Source organism: Acinetobacter sp. RF14B (assembly GCF_006864105.1).
Taxonomy (GTDB): Bacteria; Pseudomonadota; Gammaproteobacteria; order Pseudomonadales; family Moraxellaceae; genus Acinetobacter; species Acinetobacter lwoffii_C.
Genome location: NZ_SMTB01000020.1, coordinates 1 through 19,783, shown reverse-complemented (window position 1 = coordinate 19,783; position 19,783 = coordinate 1). Strand labels below are relative to the sequence as shown.

Sequence of the window (19,783 nt, the reverse complement as noted above, 5' to 3'; positions counted from 1 at the left end):
CAGTTTTTACGACTCTAGATCATAGCTAAAAAAAACGCCTGACTCTAGGGTCATTCCAGAATATCTTTATCTATAAAATAAAGTAAAATAACTCATGATAATTAGTTATTTAAGCCGCTTTAATAACTCGGATGTACTCATATAGCCCCCGAGATAAACCCCTTCAGCACTGTATACGCCCGGTGTACCATTGACGCCCATATTCAGACCCATCTGATATTGGTCTTTCACAGGGTTCTGACAGGATGCCGATGGAATCTGTCCGCCTGCAATGGCTTGATCAAAAGCAGCATGACGGTCTTTGCTACACCAGATGGCTTCCATGGCTGGCATATGCTGCTCTCCACGTGGCCAGGCAATATAACGCACCTCAATGCCTTTGCTGTTCATTTCATCCATCTGCTCATGGAATTTATGACAATACGGGCAGCTGACATCGGTAAATACATAAATCACGTGCTTGGTTTTGGTCTTGGCAGGATAGACCAGCAGATCTTTGGTTTTCAGTTCGGCCAGGATTTTTTGATTGACGCCGGCTTGCAGGTTTTCACTGACATTGTAGAGCTGCTTGCTTCCAAGACGGATGACATCGCCCTGAATCAGGTATTTGCCGTCATTTGTTACATATACTGGCGCCATCCCTTCTAGACTGACCCAGGACAGATTAGGAACTTCAGTGGCTTTAATATCTGTGATCTTGGCACTGATACCTGCGGTTTTAAAATGCTTTTCAAGCGTTGAAAGCAGACGCTGCTGTGCATTACGCTCACTCAGGGTAGAGGCTTCGCCCGTCGCTGGTGCACTTGCGGTCAGATTGTCCTGCTTTTTTTGTTCATTGTCGGAATTGGAACATGCACTGAGTCCTAAACCGCTAGCAAGTACACATGCGATAAAAAGTTTGGTACGGGCAAATGTCATAAATAACCCTTTTTTTTCTTGGTCTAAAAACAGAGCAGTAGCATAACAAAAAAAGACCAGAACACGTCAAACTTCTTGGTTTTTCTGTTTACAGCTGTGTCTAGGCCCGTGGATGGTGAGTGGCATGTAATTGCTGCATACGGATCTGCGCGACATGGGTATAAATCTGGGTGGTCGACAAGTCGCTATGCCCCAGCAGCATTTGCACCACCCGCAAGTCTGCACCATGATTGAGTAAATGGGTGGCAAAGGCATGCCGTAAAGTATGCGGCGATAGCTCAGCCTGAATTCCGGCCTGCAAAGCATAGCGCTTAATTGCATACCAGAAGTTTTGCCGGCTCATGATCCCGCCATGCTGGGTCAGAAACAGGTAATCGGTAGCCGTCTTATAGAGTTGCGGACGGGCATCTTGCAGATAGGTTTCGACCCATTCACAGGCTACTTGTCCCATCGGCACTAGACGCTCTTTATTGCCTTTGCCGACAATACGTAAATAGCCCTGTTTCAGGTTAATCAGCTCGAGACGCAGGTTAATCAGTTCGGTGACCCGTAAACCGCAAGCATACAAAACCTCAAACATGGCCCGATCGCGCAGACCTAAAGCAGTATTGGTATCGGGGGCATGAATTAAGGCTTCAACATCGGCTTCGGATAGATCTTGGGGCAAGGCTCGACCTAATTTAGGGGTTTTATGGCCAGCAACCGGATTATCGTTTCTGAGTTTCTGTTCACGTAGAAATTTATAAAAAGAACGCAAGGCAGATAAGCAGCGCGCAATCGAACGCGGACTTTTTTGCTGTTTGGTAAGTGTCACCAGAACCTCGGAAATATCGTCATGTGTCCATTCTGGTAAAGGTTTGGCGAGACAGTCGGCACACTGTAGCAGATCGGACAGATAGGCATTACGCGTATGTGGACTGACGGTCTGCGCAATCAGATAATCCCGGAAACCTTGTAAAAAGCTATATTGATCAGGAATCTGCACAGGGGCAGGAATACGGGGTGTTTTATTCAGCATGATGGCGAGGGTCGTAGTTTAAACTTTGATAATTCTGACGCTTATGCTGCACTGTAGTTTAATTTTACTGGTGTGTCGATGTCATCGCATAATAAATCGAAAAGTAATGAATCTTATTTGTTAATTATTCTCATTTGTTTGTATACTGTGCGAAAGGGTTTAGGAATTTTCACGGTGCGTTTGTCAGACTTAAAAGCAAAACAGACCGCCATCATTCGAAAAGTCAATCGAACGATGGACAGTCAGCAAGCCTCTCATGATGTGGTTGCAAACCGCTTGGAGACTTTAGGCTTTATACCGGGCACACAGGTTCAAGTGATTACCAAAGGTATTTTCGGAGGAGACCCGATCCTGATTCAGGTCGGCTTTACACGTTTTGCTTTACGTAAATCGGAAGCAGCTAAAATTGAAATTGAGCAGGGAGTTTCAGCATGAGTGATACTTTGCGTGTTGCGCTTGTTGGAAACCCAAACTGTGGTAAAACTTCATTATTCAATCACTTAACTGGATCACGTCAAAAAGTCGGCAACTATGCCGGGGTAACGGTTGAGCGTAAGGTTGGAAATTTTCAGCTAGCTTCAGGTCAGGCGGTACGTGTCTTAGATTTACCTGGTACCTATAGTCTGGATGCCACCAGTCCGGATGAAGAAATTACCCGCAACGTGGTACAGGGAAAAATTGCTGAAGAAGCGCATCAGGCTGCCTTTTTATGTGTGGTAGATGCAACTAACCTGAAACTGCATCTGGGACTGGTTCTGGAAATGATCGCGCTTGGCCGGCCAATGTTGGTCGTGCTGAACATGATGGACGAAGCACGCCGTCGTGGGATGCAGATCAATACCCAGAAGTTGTCTGAACGTCTGGGAGTGCCGGTGGTTGAAACGGTTGCCGTACGTAATTCAGGAATTGAAAACCTGAAAAATGCGCTGGAGCAGGGCAAGTTTTCTACACCCCAGACGGAACTAAGTGGTTTAAGTGGTGCGAGCCATCAACAGGTTGCGACCATTTTGAAAGATGTGGTCAACTATGTGGATCAGGAAGATAAGCGCACCGACTTTCTGGACAAGATTTTTCTGCATCCAGTATTGGGCCTGCTCAGCCTGGCCATCATGATGTTTGTGGTGTTTCAGGCAGTTTTTGCCTGGGCTGCACCTTTCATGGATGGAATTGAAGCATTCTTCGGCTGGCTGGGCGAATTTCTGGGCGCCTATATTGCTCATCCGCTACTGAATAGCCTGGTGGTGGATGGGATTATTGCGGGTGCCGGTGGGGTCATCGTGTTCCTGCCACAGATTCTGATTCTGTTTTTCTTTATTTTGGTGCTGGAAGAATCCGGGTATCTGCCACGCGCAGCTTTTCTGCTGGATAAACTCATGTTTAAGGCCGGTCTTTCGGGCCGTGCTTTTATTCCCTTGCTATCTAGCTTTGCCTGCGCCGTCCCGGGGATTATGGCTTCACGCACCATTAGTGATCCGCGTGACCGTCTCACCACCATCTTTGTTGCACCATTGATGACCTGTTCGGCTCGTTTGCCGGTATATGCACTGCTGATTGCGGCGTTTATTCCTGAACAAACGGTAGGGGGCTTTATGAACCTGCAAGGGCTGGTGTTATTTGCCCTGTATATGGCGGGGATTGTGAGCGCACTGGTGGTATCCTTTGTACTGAAATTTTTCTATAAAGATAAATCTCAGCACATGCTGTTGATGGAGCTGCCCAGCTACCGTTTTCCTGACCTGAAAAACGTCTGGATCGGTTTAGTAGACCGCGGCAAAATCTTCTTGAAACGTGTGGGCGGTATCATCTTTGCGCTGTCCGTGGTGCTCTGGTTCCTGTGTACTTTCCCGCAACCCCCAGCAGATGCAACCCTACCTGCGATTGATTATTCCTTTGCCGGAATGCTGGGGCATGTGCTGCAACCGATTTTTGCGCCACTGGGCTTTAACTGGCAGATCTGTATTGCCCTGATTCCGGCCATGGCAGCGCGTGAAGTTGTCGTTGCCGCCTTAGGGACAGTTTATGCCTTGTCGGCAGTGGATGAAGATGCGATGTCTGAGGGACTGGCCTCGCTGATCAGTAGCGGTGGAGACTTGGGCTGGTCATTGGCAACCGGTTTATCCTTACTGGTCTGGTTTATCTATGCACCACACTGTCTGGCTACCCTGGCGACGGTTAAACGTGAAACCGGTTCCTGGAAAACGGTCAGTATCATGACTATTTACCTGTTTGGTCTGGCATATTTCATGTCATTCCTGACCTACCAAATCGCTTCACATTATTTTGGCTAAACCGGATCGGGCACATGCTCGAAATGCTTGAGCTTATGATGTGAAGGGGAGACTGAAATGATTGAGATTTTAATTGTAGCGGTACTGGTGCTCTGGAGCACGCTGGTGGTGTTTAAGAAAGTATTTCCGAATACGTCGCGCTCGTTCTTTCAGAAACTGTCGGATGCCTGTGCAGCCAAAGGCTGGGAACGTCTGGCCAAGTGGCTGCAACCAGCAATGGCCAGTGGTTGTGGCAACTGTGCCTGCCCAGTATCTGAACAAACTAAGCACAACAAGCCTGATGCCCAGGCGGTCAAATGGAAATAAAGCCGCTATTGTAGTAGATTTCAAAAAACCGTCATGCGCATGACGGTTTTTTTACGCACTGACACAAAAAATACCGTAGAAAGTCAAAACAGAAAAAGCATTCAAAACAGCAAAGTGCTACCATTTCGTCAGTTTTAAAATAGACCAGAAAATGGGGCAAAAATGTTAATACAACGTGGTGGACTTAAAGTCGTTGCAGGACTCGGAATTTCAGGTGTTGCAGCCGTCAACTTCTTACATGGCCAAGGCTACCGCGTTGCAGTAACAGATTCGAGAACGACTCCGCCTGGGCATGACCAGATTCCGGCTGAGGTACAGACCAGCTTTGGTCATTTTGACCAGGAACTTTTACTGTCGGCTGAAGAAATCATTATCAGTCCGGGACTTGATCCAAAGCTTGCGGAAATCCAGGCTGCAATTGCACAAGGCATTCCGGTGGTGAGTGAAATCCAGATTTTACGCCGTGCAACTCACAAGCCTATAGTAGCAATTACCGGCTCCAATGCAAAAAGTACCGTTACCACGCTGATTGGACTCATGGCAGTCGATGCTGGTAAAAAGGTGGCCGTAGGAGGCAATCTTGGCCGTCCGGCATTGGACCTGATCCAAGATGATCCTGAGCTGTATATCCTTGAATTGTCCAGCTTCCAGCTTGAAACCACCTCCAATTTAAATGCTGAAGTGGCGGTGGTTTTAAATATGAGTGAAGATCATCTGGACCGTCATGGTGACATGATGGGCTATCACGCCGCCAAGCACCGTATTTTTCAAGGGGCAAAAAAAGTGGTGTTTAACCGCGATGATGCTCTGACGCGTCCGCTGGTTCCGGATACCACCCCCATGCAAAGTTTTGGCCTGAATGCACCCGATATGAATCAGTACGGTATTCTCAAAGAAACAGATGGCACCATCTGGCTGGCGCGTGGCCGTGAACGTTTGCTGAAAAGTTCCCAGATGTATCTGCAGGGAACACATAACATTGCCAATGCCTTGGCGTGTCTGGTTTTGGGAGAGGCGATCGGTCTGCCGCTGGATAGCATGCTTGAAACGCTTAAAACCTTTAAAGGCTTAGAGCATCGCTGTGAGTTCGTCAAAGAAGTGCATGGGGTACGTTATTATAATGACTCTAAAGGCACCAATATTGGCGCCACGCAGGCTGCCCTAGACGGACTGGGGGCGGCGATTGAAGTTCAGGGCGGTAAAGTAGCCATCATTTTAGGGGGGCAAGGCAAAGGACAGGACTTTAAAGCCCTGCGAGATTCTTTATCCCAATATGCCAAGGTTGCGGTGCTAATTGGGGAAGATCGTCCTCTGATTGAAGAGGCGATTGCCGGCACCACTGAGCTGCTACATGCTGATAATTTGCAGCAGGCGGTTGAAATCTGTCAAAAGCACACTCAGGCTCATGATGTCGTGTTATTGTCTCCTGCATGTGCAAGCTTTGACATGTTCTCGGGCTATCCGGAGCGTGGTCGCAAATTTGTAACCTATGTGAATGAACTCAATTAAGAATAATAAGGATTGGTGCTATGGCTGAGTTTGCTCAGACTACGATCAATAAATTAAACCGCTTATATGATCAGTGGGTGCCAAAACTGCCGGTAGATGTCAATGCACGGAATGTGCTGATTTTCTCGGTGCTGGCCTTGCTGTGTATTGGCTCGATCATGGTGGCTTCCGCCTCGATGCCGTATGCTGAGCGTATTCATGAAAATGCCTTTCATTATGTAATCCGGCACGGGATTTCGATTGTTGCTGCGCTTGTGGCTGCATATCTGGCTTATAAAGTCCCGCTAAAGATGTGGTTTAACAATACCTTCTTCTTGTGGATAGTCACCATTGTGCTGCTGGTCGCGGTACTTTTTATCGGGACTGAAGTCAATGGTTCCAAACGCTGGATCAGGCTGGCCGGCTTTACCTTGCAGGCCTCTGAAGTTGCCAAGGTCATGATGGCCATTTTTACAGCCGACTATGTGGTACGTCGTGCAGAAGAAGTCCGAAATAATATTAAAGGGCTGATTCGCTTGAGTGCCATCATGGGGGCCACAGTTGGTCTAATTATTCTGGAACCCGATCTTGGGGCAACGGTGGTGATTACCCTGACTATGCTGGGTGTCTTCTTTCTGGCGGGTGCGCCCTGGATTCAGTTTGGGGTGGCATTGATGACCTTGTTGGGGGTATTTGCCGTTGCAATTGCATGGGAGCCGTATCGTTTACAGCGTTTGCTGTCTTTCTCCAACCCTTGGGAAGATCCGCTCGGCACAGGTTATCAGCTGTCGAATGCCCTGATGGCATTTGGTCGCGGCGAATGGTCAGGCGTCGGCCTGGGTCATAGTATCCAGAAAATGTCGTATCTGCCTGAAGCACATACCGACTTTATGCTGGCAATTCTGGGTGAGGAATTTGGTTTTCTGGGCATTGCCACCATTCTGCTTTTATCCTTTACCATGCTGGTCTGTTGCATCCGGATCGGGCATCGTGCCTTGCAGCATCAGTATTTGCGTGCCGGTTATCTCGCCTATGGCATCAGTATTATTTTCCTGCTGCAAATTCTGGTCAATGCCGGGATGAATATGGGGCTGTTACCGACCAAAGGTTTGACCCTGCCATTTATCAGTTATGGCGGTTCATCTTTGATTATCTGTGCAGTGATGATCAGCTTGATTTTGAAAATTGACGCTACTACCCAGCAAGTCAATCCAAGCCGCGAAGAATCAAGCTTCTAGACTGGACTGACGCTGTGGATCAGGCTGGGCATGGTCAAGTACTGTGCTCGGCATGACCGTACCGCAATTCAAACAGCGTACAAAAGCACTTTTCGCCTTGGATAGCGGAATTAGGGGAATAAAAAACAGAGAAAAATAATTGCGCTGCTGCTTTAATTCATAGGCTGAGCGCGTGCGGCAGACCGGGCAGAGAAACTGGCTTTTCTCAATTACCTTGGTTTTCGGTCCTATCCCAAAAATAAAAAACATCCTGATCTTCCTCTTTGAGCTTTGTTCTTGTTGTTAGCTTAAGTCAAACCTGATTTTTATACATAGTGACCTTGTAGCTGTGTTGTATGAGGAATTCGTGCAATATCCCACTGGGCCACGGCCTGCTCCAGCATATGTGCAGGGCGGTCCATGTCAACCGGCAGCTGACCCAAGGCCTGAAGTGCCTGTTTCAAGAGCAGGGGAGCCTGCTGGAGATTCAGTGCTTGTGCCAGATTTTGCTTGGACAGTTTCTGCCCCTGATCATTCATGGCTAAAGGCAGATGCAGATAGCTCAAGCGCGGATAGCCCAGTAACTGCCCCAGATAAATCTGGCGTTCGGTGTTGTCTAACAGATCAGCACCACGCACCACATGGGTCATGCCTTGCAGATAATCGTCCACCACCACAGCCAGTTGATAGTTGATAATCCCATCACGGCGTTTCAGGACAAAATCCCCGAGGTCCTTTTTTAGTTCTGAACAGTGCCGGCCTTGTAGACGGTCGTCAAAGCAGATGGTGACATCTTCAACCTTGAGGCGGATTGCCTGATGCTCAAAGGCCAGGTTTAAATGACGACAGGTATCCTGATAGATATGGTTGGAGCCGAGCATTTTACGGGTGCATTGGCAGGCATAAACCTGTCCTTGCTGACGGAGCTGCTGAATGACTTTTTCATAAAGCTCGAGGCGATCTTTCTGAAAAATGATGGCGCTATCTGGCTCAAATTCAAAAGCGTCCAGCGCGCGCAGGATATGCGCTTCACTGCCCGGATAAATACGCGGAATGTCGGTATCTTCAATCCGCACCAGCCAGCGGCCCTGATGGGCTTTGGCATCACAATAGCTGGCCACCGCTGTAATAAGGGAGCCAAAATGCAAAGGGCCGGTTGGCGATGGCGCGAACCGGCCCACATAAGCCATCCTGTTATCCCCCTCCCTGATTAAGGGAGGGGTTAGGGGAGGATTATTGGAGAACATCATTAACCGTTGTTTTGCTTCTCTTTGATTTCTGCCAGAGTTTTGCAGTCAATACATAAAGTTGCAGTTGGACGGGCTTCCAGACGGCGTAAACCGATTTCGATACCGCAAGTTTCGCAGAAACCGTAGTCATCGTTCTGGATCGCTTCAATCGACTGTTCGATTTTGCGGATCAGCTTACGCTCGCGGTCACGGGTACGCAGCTCGATTGCAAACTCTTCTTCTTGCGTTGCGCGGTCATTCACATCAGGAAGGGCCGTATTTTCATCCTGCATGGTATTTAAAGTACGGTCAACTTCTGACATCAGCTCAGCTTTCCATGCCATCAAAATTTGACGGAAGTGTCCAAGCTGGCCTTCAGACATATATTCTTCATTTTTTTTAGGTTGATAAGGTTCAATACCAAATAAGCTAGCAGTAGAACCACCCTCAGTCGTTTTCGGCTTAGATTTACGTACTCGCTTGGTAGCTTTCCCTTCTACAAGATCGGTTTGTTGGTCTAAGACTTGATTTTGGTTGTCATTCGCCATTTAGGGCATTCCTCATCATATGCGTATATACGTACGCAAAAAATATGGTGATATGCAATTTTTTATCCACCCTGAAGAAGGATTATCCTTCTATGGGGGTCGTCATCATATAGACTTTTTATACGCTTTAATAGTCTTTGATGTATGGATTATAACTATCACACTTCCTTCGGTTGCATTAAGGTAAAGCAAAAAAATTAAATTGGAAAGTTAATAACCTGAAATTTCAGTATTAATATTTTGCTCACTGAAGGCAATCCGCTGCACATGGGTCTCAAACCCGCCATTCTGGTACAAATGTACTACCCGATAGCCCGGTGCGGCCTGATCTAGCGCAAAATTTTCACTTCTGGGTTTGAACTGCACACTGGTGGAGGGCGCCGATAAAAAAGCTACGCCTTGCCACGCATGACAGGAGTCCTGATGCACATGGCCAAACAGTACCAGTTTGACATTTTGATGGCGGGCAATCACCTGTTTCAGACTATCTGCATTTTTCAGACGGTGTTGGTCTATCCAGCGCGATTGCATGGCAAAAGGATGATGATGACAGGCAATTACAATATGTTGCGTCCGATGCTCAGTTAGAAGTTGATCCAGCTGATCTAGCTGGGTCTGCTCAATCCAGCCATCTACCTGATTTGCCACGGCACTGTTTAATAGGATCAGGGACCATGTTCCCAGACGGATGGCATGGGCCTGATCCGTATTACGGTAAAACGGAAAATAGCGGGCATCATCATGATTGCCTGGAATCTGGTAATACGGCACATTCAGGGCCTGAATCGACTGAAGATAGCGGGCATAGGTGTCTGCGACCGGCACCTGAGCCAAGTCACCGGTATGAATCAAGGCATCCATTTGTGGAAAATGGGTTTGGATATGTTGCATGACCTGCTGGAAGCTGTACTCCGGATTAATCTGGGCAAAACTCAGGTCTGGCCGGTCCATTAAATGGGTGTCGGTAATCTGGATCAGGGTCCAGTCTTGCGCACTTTCACTCTCAAATTGGGCTAGATTTTTCATGTCTGCCCCCTTAAATATATCTGGGCAGTATGGATATGCATTTGCAGCCATTGTAAGGCCATAATGACTGGGGCATTTTTTAAGCGGCCATTGCTGAGCAATTCGGCAAGATCTGTATAGTCCAGAATATGCAGCTGGATATTTTCTCCTTCATCCGGCATACCGAAAATACCGCCCTTTTCAGGCAGTACACTTTCAGCTACATATAAGTGAAACAGCTCAGAACAGGCCCCGGCAGAAGGATAGAAGCTAAAAATATGTTGTAAATGCTCAATACTACAGCCTGATTCTTCCAGTGCTTCACGGCGAATACACTGTTCCGGCGCTTCATCACCATCGAGTACGCCGGCAATGATTTCCAGTTGCCAGGGTGAATCGGCATCATCCAGCCCACCAATACGAAACTGTTCGATCAGAGCGAATTTTTGTTGCTGGTCGTTATAAATCAGGACGCCAGCGGCTTCTGGGCGATGAATCAACTCACGCTGCAAAACTGGTGTCTGGGCTGCTTGATGAAAAAGGCGATGGCGCAGGCTGACTTTTTCAACCTGAATAAATCCCCGATATAAAAATTCCCGCGCTTCTATACTAAAATCGTTTTTATTGTAAGAAGCCTGTTTAATAATATTCATAAGCTCAGAAAAGATGAAATACTTACGTTTTCATCCTATCTGAGATTTTTATGAAGACAACTGTTTTTTTTGAAGTTTATAGCTTGTGGTATAGTTTTTGACCAGTGCTATGAAACTCATTTTTCATCTGGGTCAGTCCAGACTCAATCTCTGCTTGGCCAGCTGCTTGCTGACTGGCATAGTCACGAACATTCTGGGTGATTTTCATTGAACAGAACTTTGGACCACACATTGAACAGAAATGCGCTGATTTATGCGCCTGTTTGGGCATGGTTTCATCATGCATACTGCGCGCGGTATCTGGATCCAGACTCAGGTTAAACTGATCTTCCCAACGGAATTCAAAACGTGCCTTGGACAAGGCATTATCGCGGGCTTGAGCACCTGGATGACCTTTGGCCAGATCGGCTGCATGCGCTGCAATCTTGTAGGTAATAATGCCATCTTTGACATCTTTCTTGTTCGGCAGGCCCAAATGCTCTTTGGGGGTCACATAGCACAGCATGGCCGTACCGTACCAGCCAATCATGGCCGCGCCAATTGCTGAGGTAATATGGTCATAGCCTGGCGCAATATCGGTGGTTAAAGGCCCTAAGGTATAAAAAGGCGCTTCTTTACAGACTTCGAGCTGCAGGTCCATATTCTCCTTGATCATATGCATAGGAACATGGCCCGGGCCTTCAATCATGACCTGTACATCATGTTTCCAGGCACGGTGAGTCAGCTCTCCCAAGGTTCTCAGCTCGGCAAATTGAGCTTCGTCATTGGCATCTTGAATACAACCAGGGCGCAGGCCATCTCCCAGACTAAAGGAGACATCATAGGCCTTCATGATTTCACAGATCTCATCGAAATGGGTATAGAGGAAGTTTTCCTGATGATGGGCCAGACACCACTGCGCCATGATCGAACCGCCACGTGACACAATACCGGTTAAGCGATTTGCCGTCAGCGGTACATATCTCAAAAGCACGCCGGCATGAATGGTGAAATAGTCCACACCCTGTTCGGCCTGTTCAATCAGGGTATCTTTAAAGATCTCCCAGGTTAGGTCTTCAGCCACGCCGTTGACTTTTTCCAGTGCCTGATAGATTGGTACGGTTCCGATCGGCACCGGAGAGTTACGGATAATCCATTCACGGGTTTCATGAATATTCTGTCCGGTGGACAGATCCATAATCGTATCTGCCCCCCAGCGTGTCGCCCAGGTCATTTTCGAGACTTCTTCTTCAATACTCGAACCGAGTGCAGAGTTACCGATATTGGCATTGATTTTCACCAAAAAATTACGTCCGATAATCATCGGCTCGAGTTCCGGATGATTAATATTGGCCGGAATGATTGCACGGCCTTCCGCCACTTCTTGACGGACAAACTCCGGAGTAATTTCAGTGAGATTTTTTGCTCCAAAGTTTTGTCCCGGATGCTGGCGCATATCCACGCCTTCAAGCTGACGCAGATTTTCCCGAATCGCGATATATTCCATTTCCGGCGTAATGATGCCCTGTTTGGCATAATGCATCTGGGTCACGTTCTGGCCAGCTTTGGCACGGCGCGGTTTTTGAATATGGGCAAAGCGGATTTCGGCCGTGCGGATGTCACGCAAACGCTGGCGGCCAAATTCAGAACTGAGTTGATCCAGCACTTCTGTATCATTACGCTGCTTGATCCATGGCTCACGTACATTTGGCAAGCCTTTATTCAGATCAATCGCTACATTGGGATCTGTATACACACCCGAGGTGTCATACACCATCAAAGGGGGATTGCTTTCATTGCCAGTACGGGTTGGGGTTTCACTTAAAGAGATTTCCCGCATGGGAACTTGAATATCGGGACGTGAACCTTGTAAATAGACTTTACGTGATGCTGGCAGAATACGGGTCAGGTCGCGAGCTTCCTGTTCATGCTGGCTTAGGGGAGTTTCAGAAGAAAGATTCGTTAACTGGTTCATTGTCATGATCCTTATGAATGACATCAACGAATCAAGCACGACCAAAAACGTGGGCGGTATTATCCTGTGCAGGACAAAAAAGGCTGGGGTTTTTAGATGGCTTGATTCCTACGCAGATTTTAACCTGATCAGGTTCAACGGTACTCATGTTCACTGCCAGTCAAGGATTGGCATTACATGATCTCAGCGAGGGACTACTCGCGCTCCGTCAAGCGAAGCTTAATCTTAGCGCAGTTGGCGTCTAAAAAGTAGCTTTAAATCAATGGCTGCAAGTTTGAACAACAGAAGCTATTTTTGTGCAACCGACCCTAAAGACAAATGGCATCTCGAAAGCAGTTTTTTTCATAATTCTGCGAGGGCGGGCTGATCTGGGCATAATATAAAATCTGTTCGGCCTCGGAACGGTTACGATAGTTTTCCGGCAGCGCCTGCTGACGCTGTTCAGCACTCATGTCTAAAAACTCCAGAAATAATCGTGCCTGCGTAGACAGCGTCGATTTCTGACCGCGTGACAAGCCGATAATGGTTTCCAGATGACTGGTATCCACGCTATAACGGTCCCGATAATCTGCAGACACTGGAGAGGCTTCAGTGCCGCGGAACAAGAAGTAGGTATATTGTTTGAGGAGGTATTTCGCGTCCTGTGTATAGCTGCTCTGCGGGTAGGTCTGAAGATAGTCTTCCCAGAACAGGCCACGTGCGGCAATATCTGCTGCGTCAATCTGGAGCCGGTTGTTGATCAGGACCGGTTCGGCATTCTGTTCTGCCAGATCCTCAATAAAGGTTTTTTCAGGCGCCGGTAAATAAGGGGCAAAAATACGCGCCAGATATTCCGGACTGCGGCGATAATGCAGCTGACCATCTCCAAGATCCAGCAATTCTACATAGGCTTGCCCTTTATGTTTTAACAGGTACTGGTCACGCGAGGTCAGCTGTTCAAAATGACTCTGCTGAATGGTTGGATGCTGGGCCATTTCCAGAGAATATTGCTCAAAGGCGCGTTGCTGGAATTCGCTACGTTCAACATTTAAAAAGCGCTGATACATCTCGGTTGAATGTTGCATCAGGTGTTTCTGCTCGGCCAGTTCCATCAGTGGCAGACACACTTTCAGGTCCTGATTAATCTGCTCCAGCGCAAAGGTGGTGCGCTGATCATTAATCTGGGCCATATTTTTTTCAATATTCTGGCACATGAGCGTAAAATCATGTTCCGGACTCAGCGTGGCTTTAAGCTCCCCCTGTTCAATTTCAAGCTGCGGTTCTGAAGGCTGCTGACATGCTCCTACGAACAGCAAACTGCTCAAAACTAAACCATATTTGAATATTGACTGGAATCGCGTTAACACTATGTTTACGTACTCTTTGCGGTGAAAATCAGAAATGACTGCTTTAGCGGGAATTCTATTGTATAGATCAAATTAAAATACTATGTTTAGTATTGTGAACGGCTTTGTTAAGCGGATGTGAAGGATTCTGAAAGTTGAAGGAATCTTGAATAAAATCGTCGTTCTATATTAAAAACTTAATAAAAGTTATACGTAATCATTCAAAAGAAATCTTTAGTATTCTGGGGAGCAGAAAGGCCTGGAATTGGATAATTTTAAGGGCGGTTAGGGGTAAAGACGAATAAAATGAAATTAAAACTCATTGTGAGTGCCTGTTTATGCTGTGCAAGTTTCGAGCTGTGGGCACTGGATTTACTCGATGCCTATCAGCGCGCTCAGCACAATGATCCCAACTGGCAGGCCAATGTCTTGCAGTATCAGGCCGATCAGCTGAATCTTGGAATTGCCAGCGGGAATTTACTGCCGACTGTCACGCTTTCAGGTAATCTCAGCCGTAAAAACCAGTCTGTTAATCACTCGCAGATTGAGGGGCTTCCTGCCGATTTTGGCGAGTTACAGGGGGCTAGTACCACCAGCCGCCAGATTGCAGTTACTGCACGGCAGCCTTTATTTCGCTGGGATGCCTGGCAGGGTTATAAGCAGGTCAAAACCTCGGTAGAGCTGAGTGAAGTCAATTTACGCCTGCAAAAACAGCAGCATATTTTACAGGTCGCTGAAGGCTATTTTAATGTCCTGCGCCAACAATCCCTGACCATGGCCTATTTGCAGGAAGAACAGGCTCTGTTAGAACAGTTGGGCATCATGACGGCCAAGCTCAAAGAGGGGCTGGTAGCCCGCAGTGATGTCAGTGAAGCCAATGCCCAATATCAGAGTGCTCAGGCCAACCGGATTTCAACCCAGGTACAGCTGGTGCTGGCTCAGGAACAGCTGGCTCAACTGATTGGGCCTTATCGCGAGAATCTGGCTGTGTTGCGGGAAGATTTCCAGTTCCAGAAGCCCATTCCGGAGAGCATTGATGCCTGGATTGATCTGGCTCAGCACCAGAACCTGGGAATTCTGCAAGCGCGTCTGCAAAAACGTTATTCTGAAGATGCCAAGCGGGTAGAACAGGCAGCCCTTTATCCGCAAGTTGAGGCGGTGGGAACTTATGGCTATTTAAAACAAACCCCTGAAACTGTGCTGTCGAGCAATGGCGATTTTGACCAGATCGGCCTAGAAGTAAACTGGAATCTGTTTAGCGGTGGCCGTACCCAGAAAAGCATCCGCCAGGCCAGTGTTAATGTACAGAAAAGTGCCTCCCAGCTGGAGGCTGCCATGCGTAAGGCCCATACCGAGGTGAAGCAGTCTTATTTACAGGTAGAAACCGATCAGGCCAAACTCAAGGCCCGTCAGGCTGCGATGGAGTCCTCGGAAATGGTCTCACGCGCATCCCGTGCCCAATATGAGGAAGGCTTAAAAGCCATGGTCGATATTTTACTGGCCCAGCGTAATGCTTTCTCGGCCAAAACCGATTATCTGAATGCTAAATATGACTATGTGCTGCATGTCCTGCAATTACAGGCATCGGTCGGGCAACTGACAGAAAAACAGCTGGCAGAAATCAATGCCTGGCTGGTGGAGTATCCTTAGGCTCTGTTGATATGGCATAAATACATGGCTTTTTGACTTGTCATCAAACTTTCATCAAAGATATGCTTTAATATTGATCCATTAACGATCACTGCTGTGTGCTGTTCAGGAGTAAATATCCTTGAGTCCAAATAATCCTGTTTTAAGTCATCACATTTCTTCGCAATTTAATGAGGATTTGCAGGATGTGAATACCAAATTCATGACCATGGGCGGAATGGTAGAGCAACAAGTGGCCAATGCGATTCATGCTTTGCTGGATACAGATGCCGCGATGGCTATTGATGTACAGTTTCAGGACAATGTGGTCAATCGCCTGGAAAGTGAAATTGATGAAGCGCTGACCCTGATTCTGGCACGCCGTCATCCTGCGGCAATTGACCTGCGTATGGTGATTGCCATGTCCAAGGCCAATACCGACCTTGAGCGTATTGGAGATGAGGCTGCAAAAATTGCCCGTATTGCCCAAAGTTTATGTGAAGAAGGCGGCTCACCACGTGGTTATATGGAAACCCGTCATATTGGTAATCAGGTGCGTGTCATGATTCATGATGCATTAGATGCGTTTGCACGGCTGGATGTCGATCAGGCCCTGCGGGTAATGCTGGCGGATGGGGATATTGACCGTGAATATCAGTCCGCAACGCGTACCCTGATGACCTATATGATTGAAGATCCGCGACATATTAGTCGGGTAATTAATGTTTTATGGGTATTACGCTCACTGGAACGAATTGGTGATCATGCGCGCAATATTTCAGAGCAGGTCATTTATATGGTCAAAGGCTTTGACGTACGCCATGCCAGTGTCGAAGAAGTTGAGCAACGTGTGCGTTAAGCCTATTCCGTTACCTAGATCAAAAAAAGAACAGCTTCTTAATGTTTCAGAGTTTTTAAATTTTAAAGATTTCAAACCTAGATGTCAGATTAACACTGGACAGGGTTAGCCTAAAAAAAACAAAAAGATAGATGGCCTTAATAATAAGGCTATTTCAGAATAGGCGGAAGCTGTTGTGAGCATATGGGGAATGTTTTAGATCTATACAGAATAAAAAATCAGACCCTGTTTCAATAAATATGAGCTTTATTGAAGATGGTCGGACATATCAGGTTTAAAAATAAGACTATATTTGTAGGGGGTATTTTATAGGGGGATAAAAATACAAGCGATCACCCTGAAATTTATTTTTCAGCCAAGCTGAAGTTGGTTATCACTTTTATGGGCTGGATTATCAATATCACTCTATATCCGGGGAGCGGATTATGCGGTTTTAACCGCTGCCTGACTGGATAGAAAATAGAGACCAGCTGCTTAAGTTCGCTATAAAACTCTATTTTTCTAACTGATTGAAGAATGCAAGGCAGGAGTGCGCCAAGGGATCACTCCGCGCATTGGTAAGGCTTGAAGCAAGTGGGTTAAAGACTGGCTGCTCCCCAGCTTAACTATGCGTCTCTTCTTCAAAGGTTCTGGCAATTTTTTCAATATTCAGGCTTTTTGCCATCGCATCAAAAATCTCTTTATAGACCCCATTTTGATGGTAAAGCTGATCATGTTCGCCATGTTCTGCAATCGTCCCCTCTTTCATGACATAGGTATAATCCGCATCGATAATTTGCGACAGGCTATGTGAAATGATAATCACCGTCCGGCCCTGTTTAATCTGGTCCAGACTGTGTTTGATCTGTTCGGTTGCAATTGCATCCAGACTTGCCGTGGGTTCATCCAGAAAAATAATGGGTGGGTTTTTCAGGAACATACGTGCCAGTGCAATACGCTGCTGCTGTCCGCCAGAAAGCTGCAAAGCATCCGATTCATAGGCTTGTGGTAATTGTAGGATCTGCTCATGAATGGAAGCTTTCTGGGCCGCCTGAATGACCTCTTCCAGTCGAGCATCGGTTTTTCCATACCGGATATTGTCAAAAATCGTGCCTTGAAAAATATGGTTTTTTTGCAGAACCAGCCCAATATGATCACGCAGATACTGGGTGTCATAGTCTTTTAAATCAATTCCATCGAGTAGGATCTGGCCTTGCTGCGGTGCATAAAACTTGTCCAGCAGGCTGATCAAGGTCGATTTTCCTGCGCCCGACAAACCGACCAGGGCGGTAATGGTATTGGGCCGGATTTCCATTTCAATTTCTTTGAGGGCATGGTGCCCATTCGGATAATAAAAATTTACACCGCGCAGTTTAAAATGACCTTGAATAGGCGGTTTTTGCTGGCCACTCTGTTCAATTTCATGATCGGCCTCCAGAATATTAAAAAAACTTTCTGAATAAATCATGGCATCGTTGACCTCATCATAAATCCGGTGCAGGGAACGAATGGGGGCCGAGACATTATTAAAGAGCAGCACATGAAACATGATCATGCCAATACTCATCTGCCCATCCAGAACAAAATAGGAGGTCAGAATAATAATCAGCACAATGCCAATCTGTTCGATAAAGGTCTTTAAGCCATCAAACAGAAAGCTGGTCTGACGGGTTTTCATTTGATTATCAGTCAGTTCACGTTGCAATTTTAACTGCTTATCTGATTCAATCGCTTCGCGGTTAAAGGATTTAATGACCGTAATTGAATTGATAATGCTCAGAATCCCCTGGCTTTTTTTCTCCCGGCCATCCCGCAGGTTGCGGCGCCAACCACCGAGCTTTTGTGCCTGTTGATAAGTCAGCCAGAAATACACCGGTACGATGGCAGTCGCCACCAGCCCGACATAAAAATTGGCATAGTACATCAGTCCCAAAGCCACAATTGCACTGGTAAATAAAGGCAAAATATCAATAAAAAAAATCTGCACCAAACGGGTCAGGGAGCCGATCCCGCGATCAATCCGGGTCTGTAATTTTCCGGCCTGATTATTGTCCTGATTAAAAAAAGCCAGACGATAGGTGAGAAATTTTTCAATAATGCCCTGAGCCAAGTCCTGTGAGACAAAAATCCTTAACTTTTCTCCATAAAATTTCTGGCCGAACTGAACAAAGGCATTGATGATCTCCTTGCCAAGCAAAATGATGGAAATAGTGATAAGAATGTGCCAGCCTTCATCCAGCCCCTGGCCGGTTTCCAGAAGGCGGTTGATACTATCGACTGCATATTGCAAGGTAATTGCATTGACCTGTGCCGTAAAGGAACCAATCAGGGTCAGGATCAGGGTGGCAATCACCAGCACACGATAAGGCCGGACAAAAGGCCGCAATTTGAGAAATAGTTGCCACAAATTCATAAGCAATTATTTTTATTGTGGAAGTGGGTTTAGTCTAGGCAGGATTTTGCAGGCTCACAAGGGGCCATGTTGTAGTGATTTGTGACATTGGATTGTAAATTTTTCATTGCAGTATCAAGATTTTAAGCAATGATAGAGGTGCATCGAAATGACAAAGGATTTATTTTCTGCAGCGCCCCAAGCAAATGTATTGCCTTTTGATGGTGTGGTGGAGGACTATGGCCAGATTCTGGATGATCACCAGAGCCAGCAGTATCTGCAGGAATTTTTAGCGCATCTGGCCTGGCAGGCGGATGAGGTTACTATATTTGGCCAGCATTATATCACCGGGCGGAAAGTGGCCTGGTATGGTGATCAACATTATCAATATCATTATTCTGGTACTTCCAGACAGGCACATGCATGGGTGCCCCAGTTGTTGGAGCTAAAACAAAACATTGAGGAGTTGGCCGGTCATGCCTTTAATTCCTGTCTGGCGAATCTCTATGCAGATGGTTCTCAGGGGCTGGGCTGGCATAGTGATGATGAAGCTGCTTTATACAGCACCCATCAGCAGGAAAATGTGATTGCTTCTTTGAGTTTGGGTGCCACCCGAAAAATGAGTTTCAAGCATAAAACCCGTGATGCCAAAGTCGATCTGTTATTGCAAAGTGGTCAATTAATCGTGATGCGCGGGATGACCCAGCGTTACTGGAAGCACTGCATCCGCAAAACTACCAAAGTGCTAGAGCCGAGAATTAACCTGACGTTTCGTTATTTTTATACGTGATTAATCCTTTAAAGATGATCAGGATTTTATTGCAGATAATTGGGCACTGTGCCCGGTATGGATCTACCTACCGGACACCATGATGAGGACTTAAGGCTGAATTCCGGCCGGATGACGATACCAGCTTTCAATCAGCAAGGCAGCTGCAATGCTGTCCGCCGACAGTTTCTTGCCGCGACCCTGCG

General features: G+C 46.8%; 18 protein-coding genes, 1 pseudogene and 1 riboswitch. Of the genes and pseudogenes, 8 read left to right on the top strand and 11 right to left on the bottom strand.

All coding sequences use genetic code 11. From position 1 onward, the window contains the following. Window positions 1–105 precede the first annotated feature (105 nt). A complete protein-coding gene (locus E2K52_RS04940; RefSeq protein WP_151204048.1) occupies window positions 106–918 on the bottom strand; it encodes a DsbC family protein in 813 nt (270 codons plus the stop codon). Between the two features lie 100 nt (window positions 919–1,018). Next, a complete protein-coding gene (gene xerD / locus E2K52_RS04935) occupies window positions 1,019–1,936 on the bottom strand; it encodes a site-specific tyrosine recombinase XerD (RefSeq protein ID WP_151204047.1) in 918 nt (305 codons plus the stop codon). Between the two features lie 174 nt (window positions 1,937–2,110). Between xerD and E2K52_RS04930 the strand changes: the two genes are divergently transcribed. The 5 genes from E2K52_RS04930 (at window position 2,111) to ftsW (ending at window position 7,256) form a co-directional block, all read left to right on the top strand. Further along, window positions 2,111–2,371 carry a FeoA family protein gene (locus E2K52_RS04930; protein ID WP_151204046.1) on the top strand — a complete coding sequence of 87 codons (261 nt, stop codon included), beginning with the start codon at window positions 2,111–2,113 and terminating at the stop codon, window positions 2,369–2,371. Next, window positions 2,368–4,224 carry a ferrous iron transporter B gene (gene feoB / locus E2K52_RS04925; protein WP_151204045.1) on the top strand — a complete coding sequence of 619 codons (1,857 nt, stop codon included), beginning with the start codon at window positions 2,368–2,370 and terminating at the stop codon, window positions 4,222–4,224. Before E2K52_RS04930 ends, feoB begins: the two co-directional genes overlap by 4 nt. A gap of 57 nt (window positions 4,225–4,281) precedes the next feature. Beyond that, window positions 4,282–4,530: a DUF6587 family protein gene (locus E2K52_RS04920; RefSeq protein WP_151204044.1), complete on the top strand. Its 249-nt coding sequence runs from the start codon at window positions 4,282–4,284 to the stop codon at window positions 4,528–4,530. A gap of 162 nt (window positions 4,531–4,692) precedes the next feature. Beyond that, window positions 4,693–6,039, top strand: coding sequence for a UDP-N-acetylmuramoyl-L-alanine--D-glutamate ligase (gene murD, locus E2K52_RS04915; RefSeq protein ID WP_151204043.1), 1,347 nt, complete (start codon window positions 4,693–4,695; stop codon window positions 6,037–6,039). 20 nt (window positions 6,040–6,059) lie between these two features. Continuing rightward, window positions 6,060–7,256 (top strand): putative lipid II flippase FtsW, encoded by a 1,197-nt coding sequence (gene ftsW, locus E2K52_RS04910; RefSeq protein WP_151204042.1) that lies wholly within the window; start codon window positions 6,060–6,062, stop codon window positions 7,254–7,256. Here ftsW and E2K52_RS04905 read toward each other — a convergent pair. From E2K52_RS04905 to E2K52_RS04875, 7 genes are all read right to left on the bottom strand, one after another. Next, window positions 7,245–7,505: a zinc ribbon domain-containing protein gene (locus E2K52_RS04905; protein WP_151204041.1), complete on the bottom strand. Its 261-nt coding sequence runs from the start codon at window positions 7,503–7,505 to the stop codon at window positions 7,245–7,247. The genes ftsW and E2K52_RS04905 overlap by 12 nt on opposite strands. Window positions 7,506–7,561: 56 nt before the next feature. Next, the gene (gene gluQRS, locus E2K52_RS04900) at window positions 7,562–8,482 is read right to left on the bottom strand and encodes a tRNA glutamyl-Q(34) synthetase GluQRS (protein ID WP_171478809.1); all 921 of its coding nucleotides are present in this window, start codon (window positions 8,480–8,482) and stop codon (window positions 7,562–7,564) included. Window positions 8,483–8,484: 2 nt separating this feature from the next. Continuing rightward, window positions 8,485–9,012, bottom strand: coding sequence for an RNA polymerase-binding protein DksA (gene dksA, locus E2K52_RS04895; protein ID WP_151204039.1), 528 nt, complete (start codon window positions 9,010–9,012; stop codon window positions 8,485–8,487). 210 nt (window positions 9,013–9,222) lie between these two features. Next, window positions 9,223–10,038, bottom strand: coding sequence for a 3',5'-cyclic-AMP phosphodiesterase (gene cpdA, locus E2K52_RS04890; RefSeq protein WP_151204038.1), 816 nt, complete (start codon window positions 10,036–10,038; stop codon window positions 9,223–9,225). Next, window positions 10,035–10,670, bottom strand: coding sequence for an NUDIX domain-containing protein (locus tag E2K52_RS04885; RefSeq protein ID WP_151204037.1), 636 nt, complete (start codon window positions 10,668–10,670; stop codon window positions 10,035–10,037). The genes cpdA and E2K52_RS04885 overlap by 4 nt, the downstream gene beginning before the upstream one ends. Before the next feature lie 76 nt (window positions 10,671–10,746). After that, on the bottom strand, window positions 10,747–12,624 hold the full coding sequence (thiC, locus tag E2K52_RS04880) for a phosphomethylpyrimidine synthase ThiC (protein ID WP_151204036.1): 1,878 nt from the start codon (window positions 12,622–12,624) through the stop codon (window positions 10,747–10,749). Between the two features lie 88 nt (window positions 12,625–12,712). Next, a riboswitch (TPP riboswitch) is annotated at window positions 12,713–12,842 on the bottom strand. Between the two features lie 90 nt (window positions 12,843–12,932). Then, a complete protein-coding gene (locus E2K52_RS04875) occupies window positions 12,933–13,970 on the bottom strand; it encodes a hypothetical protein (protein WP_151204035.1) in 1,038 nt (345 codons plus the stop codon). 285 nt (window positions 13,971–14,255) lie between these two features. Here E2K52_RS04875 and E2K52_RS04870 point away from each other — a divergent pair, with 285 nt between their 5' ends. Beyond that, window positions 14,256–15,599 (top strand): TolC family outer membrane protein, encoded by a 1,344-nt coding sequence (locus E2K52_RS04870; RefSeq protein WP_151204034.1) that lies wholly within the window; start codon window positions 14,256–14,258, stop codon window positions 15,597–15,599. A gap of 121 nt (window positions 15,600–15,720) precedes the next feature. After that, complete coding sequence (gene phoU, locus E2K52_RS04865) at window positions 15,721–16,437, top strand: phosphate signaling complex protein PhoU (protein WP_151204033.1); 717 nt, start codon at window positions 15,721–15,723, stop codon at window positions 16,435–16,437. A gap of 601 nt (window positions 16,438–17,038) precedes the next feature. Here phoU and E2K52_RS04860 read toward each other — a convergent pair. Further along, window positions 17,039–18,829 carry an ABC transporter ATP-binding protein gene (locus E2K52_RS04860; protein WP_151204032.1) on the bottom strand — a complete coding sequence of 597 codons (1,791 nt, stop codon included), beginning with the start codon at window positions 18,827–18,829 and terminating at the stop codon, window positions 17,039–17,041. A gap of 148 nt (window positions 18,830–18,977) precedes the next feature. Between E2K52_RS04860 and E2K52_RS04855 the strand changes: the two genes are divergently transcribed. Continuing rightward, window positions 18,978–19,598 carry an alpha-ketoglutarate-dependent dioxygenase AlkB family protein gene (locus E2K52_RS04855; protein ID WP_151204031.1) on the top strand — a complete coding sequence of 207 codons (621 nt, stop codon included), beginning with the start codon at window positions 18,978–18,980 and terminating at the stop codon, window positions 19,596–19,598. Window positions 19,599–19,688: 90 nt separating this feature from the next. Here the strand turns inward: E2K52_RS04855 and E2K52_RS04850 are convergent. After that, window positions 19,689–19,783, bottom strand: a pseudogene (locus tag E2K52_RS04850) (Holliday junction resolvase RuvX); the annotation flags it as partial.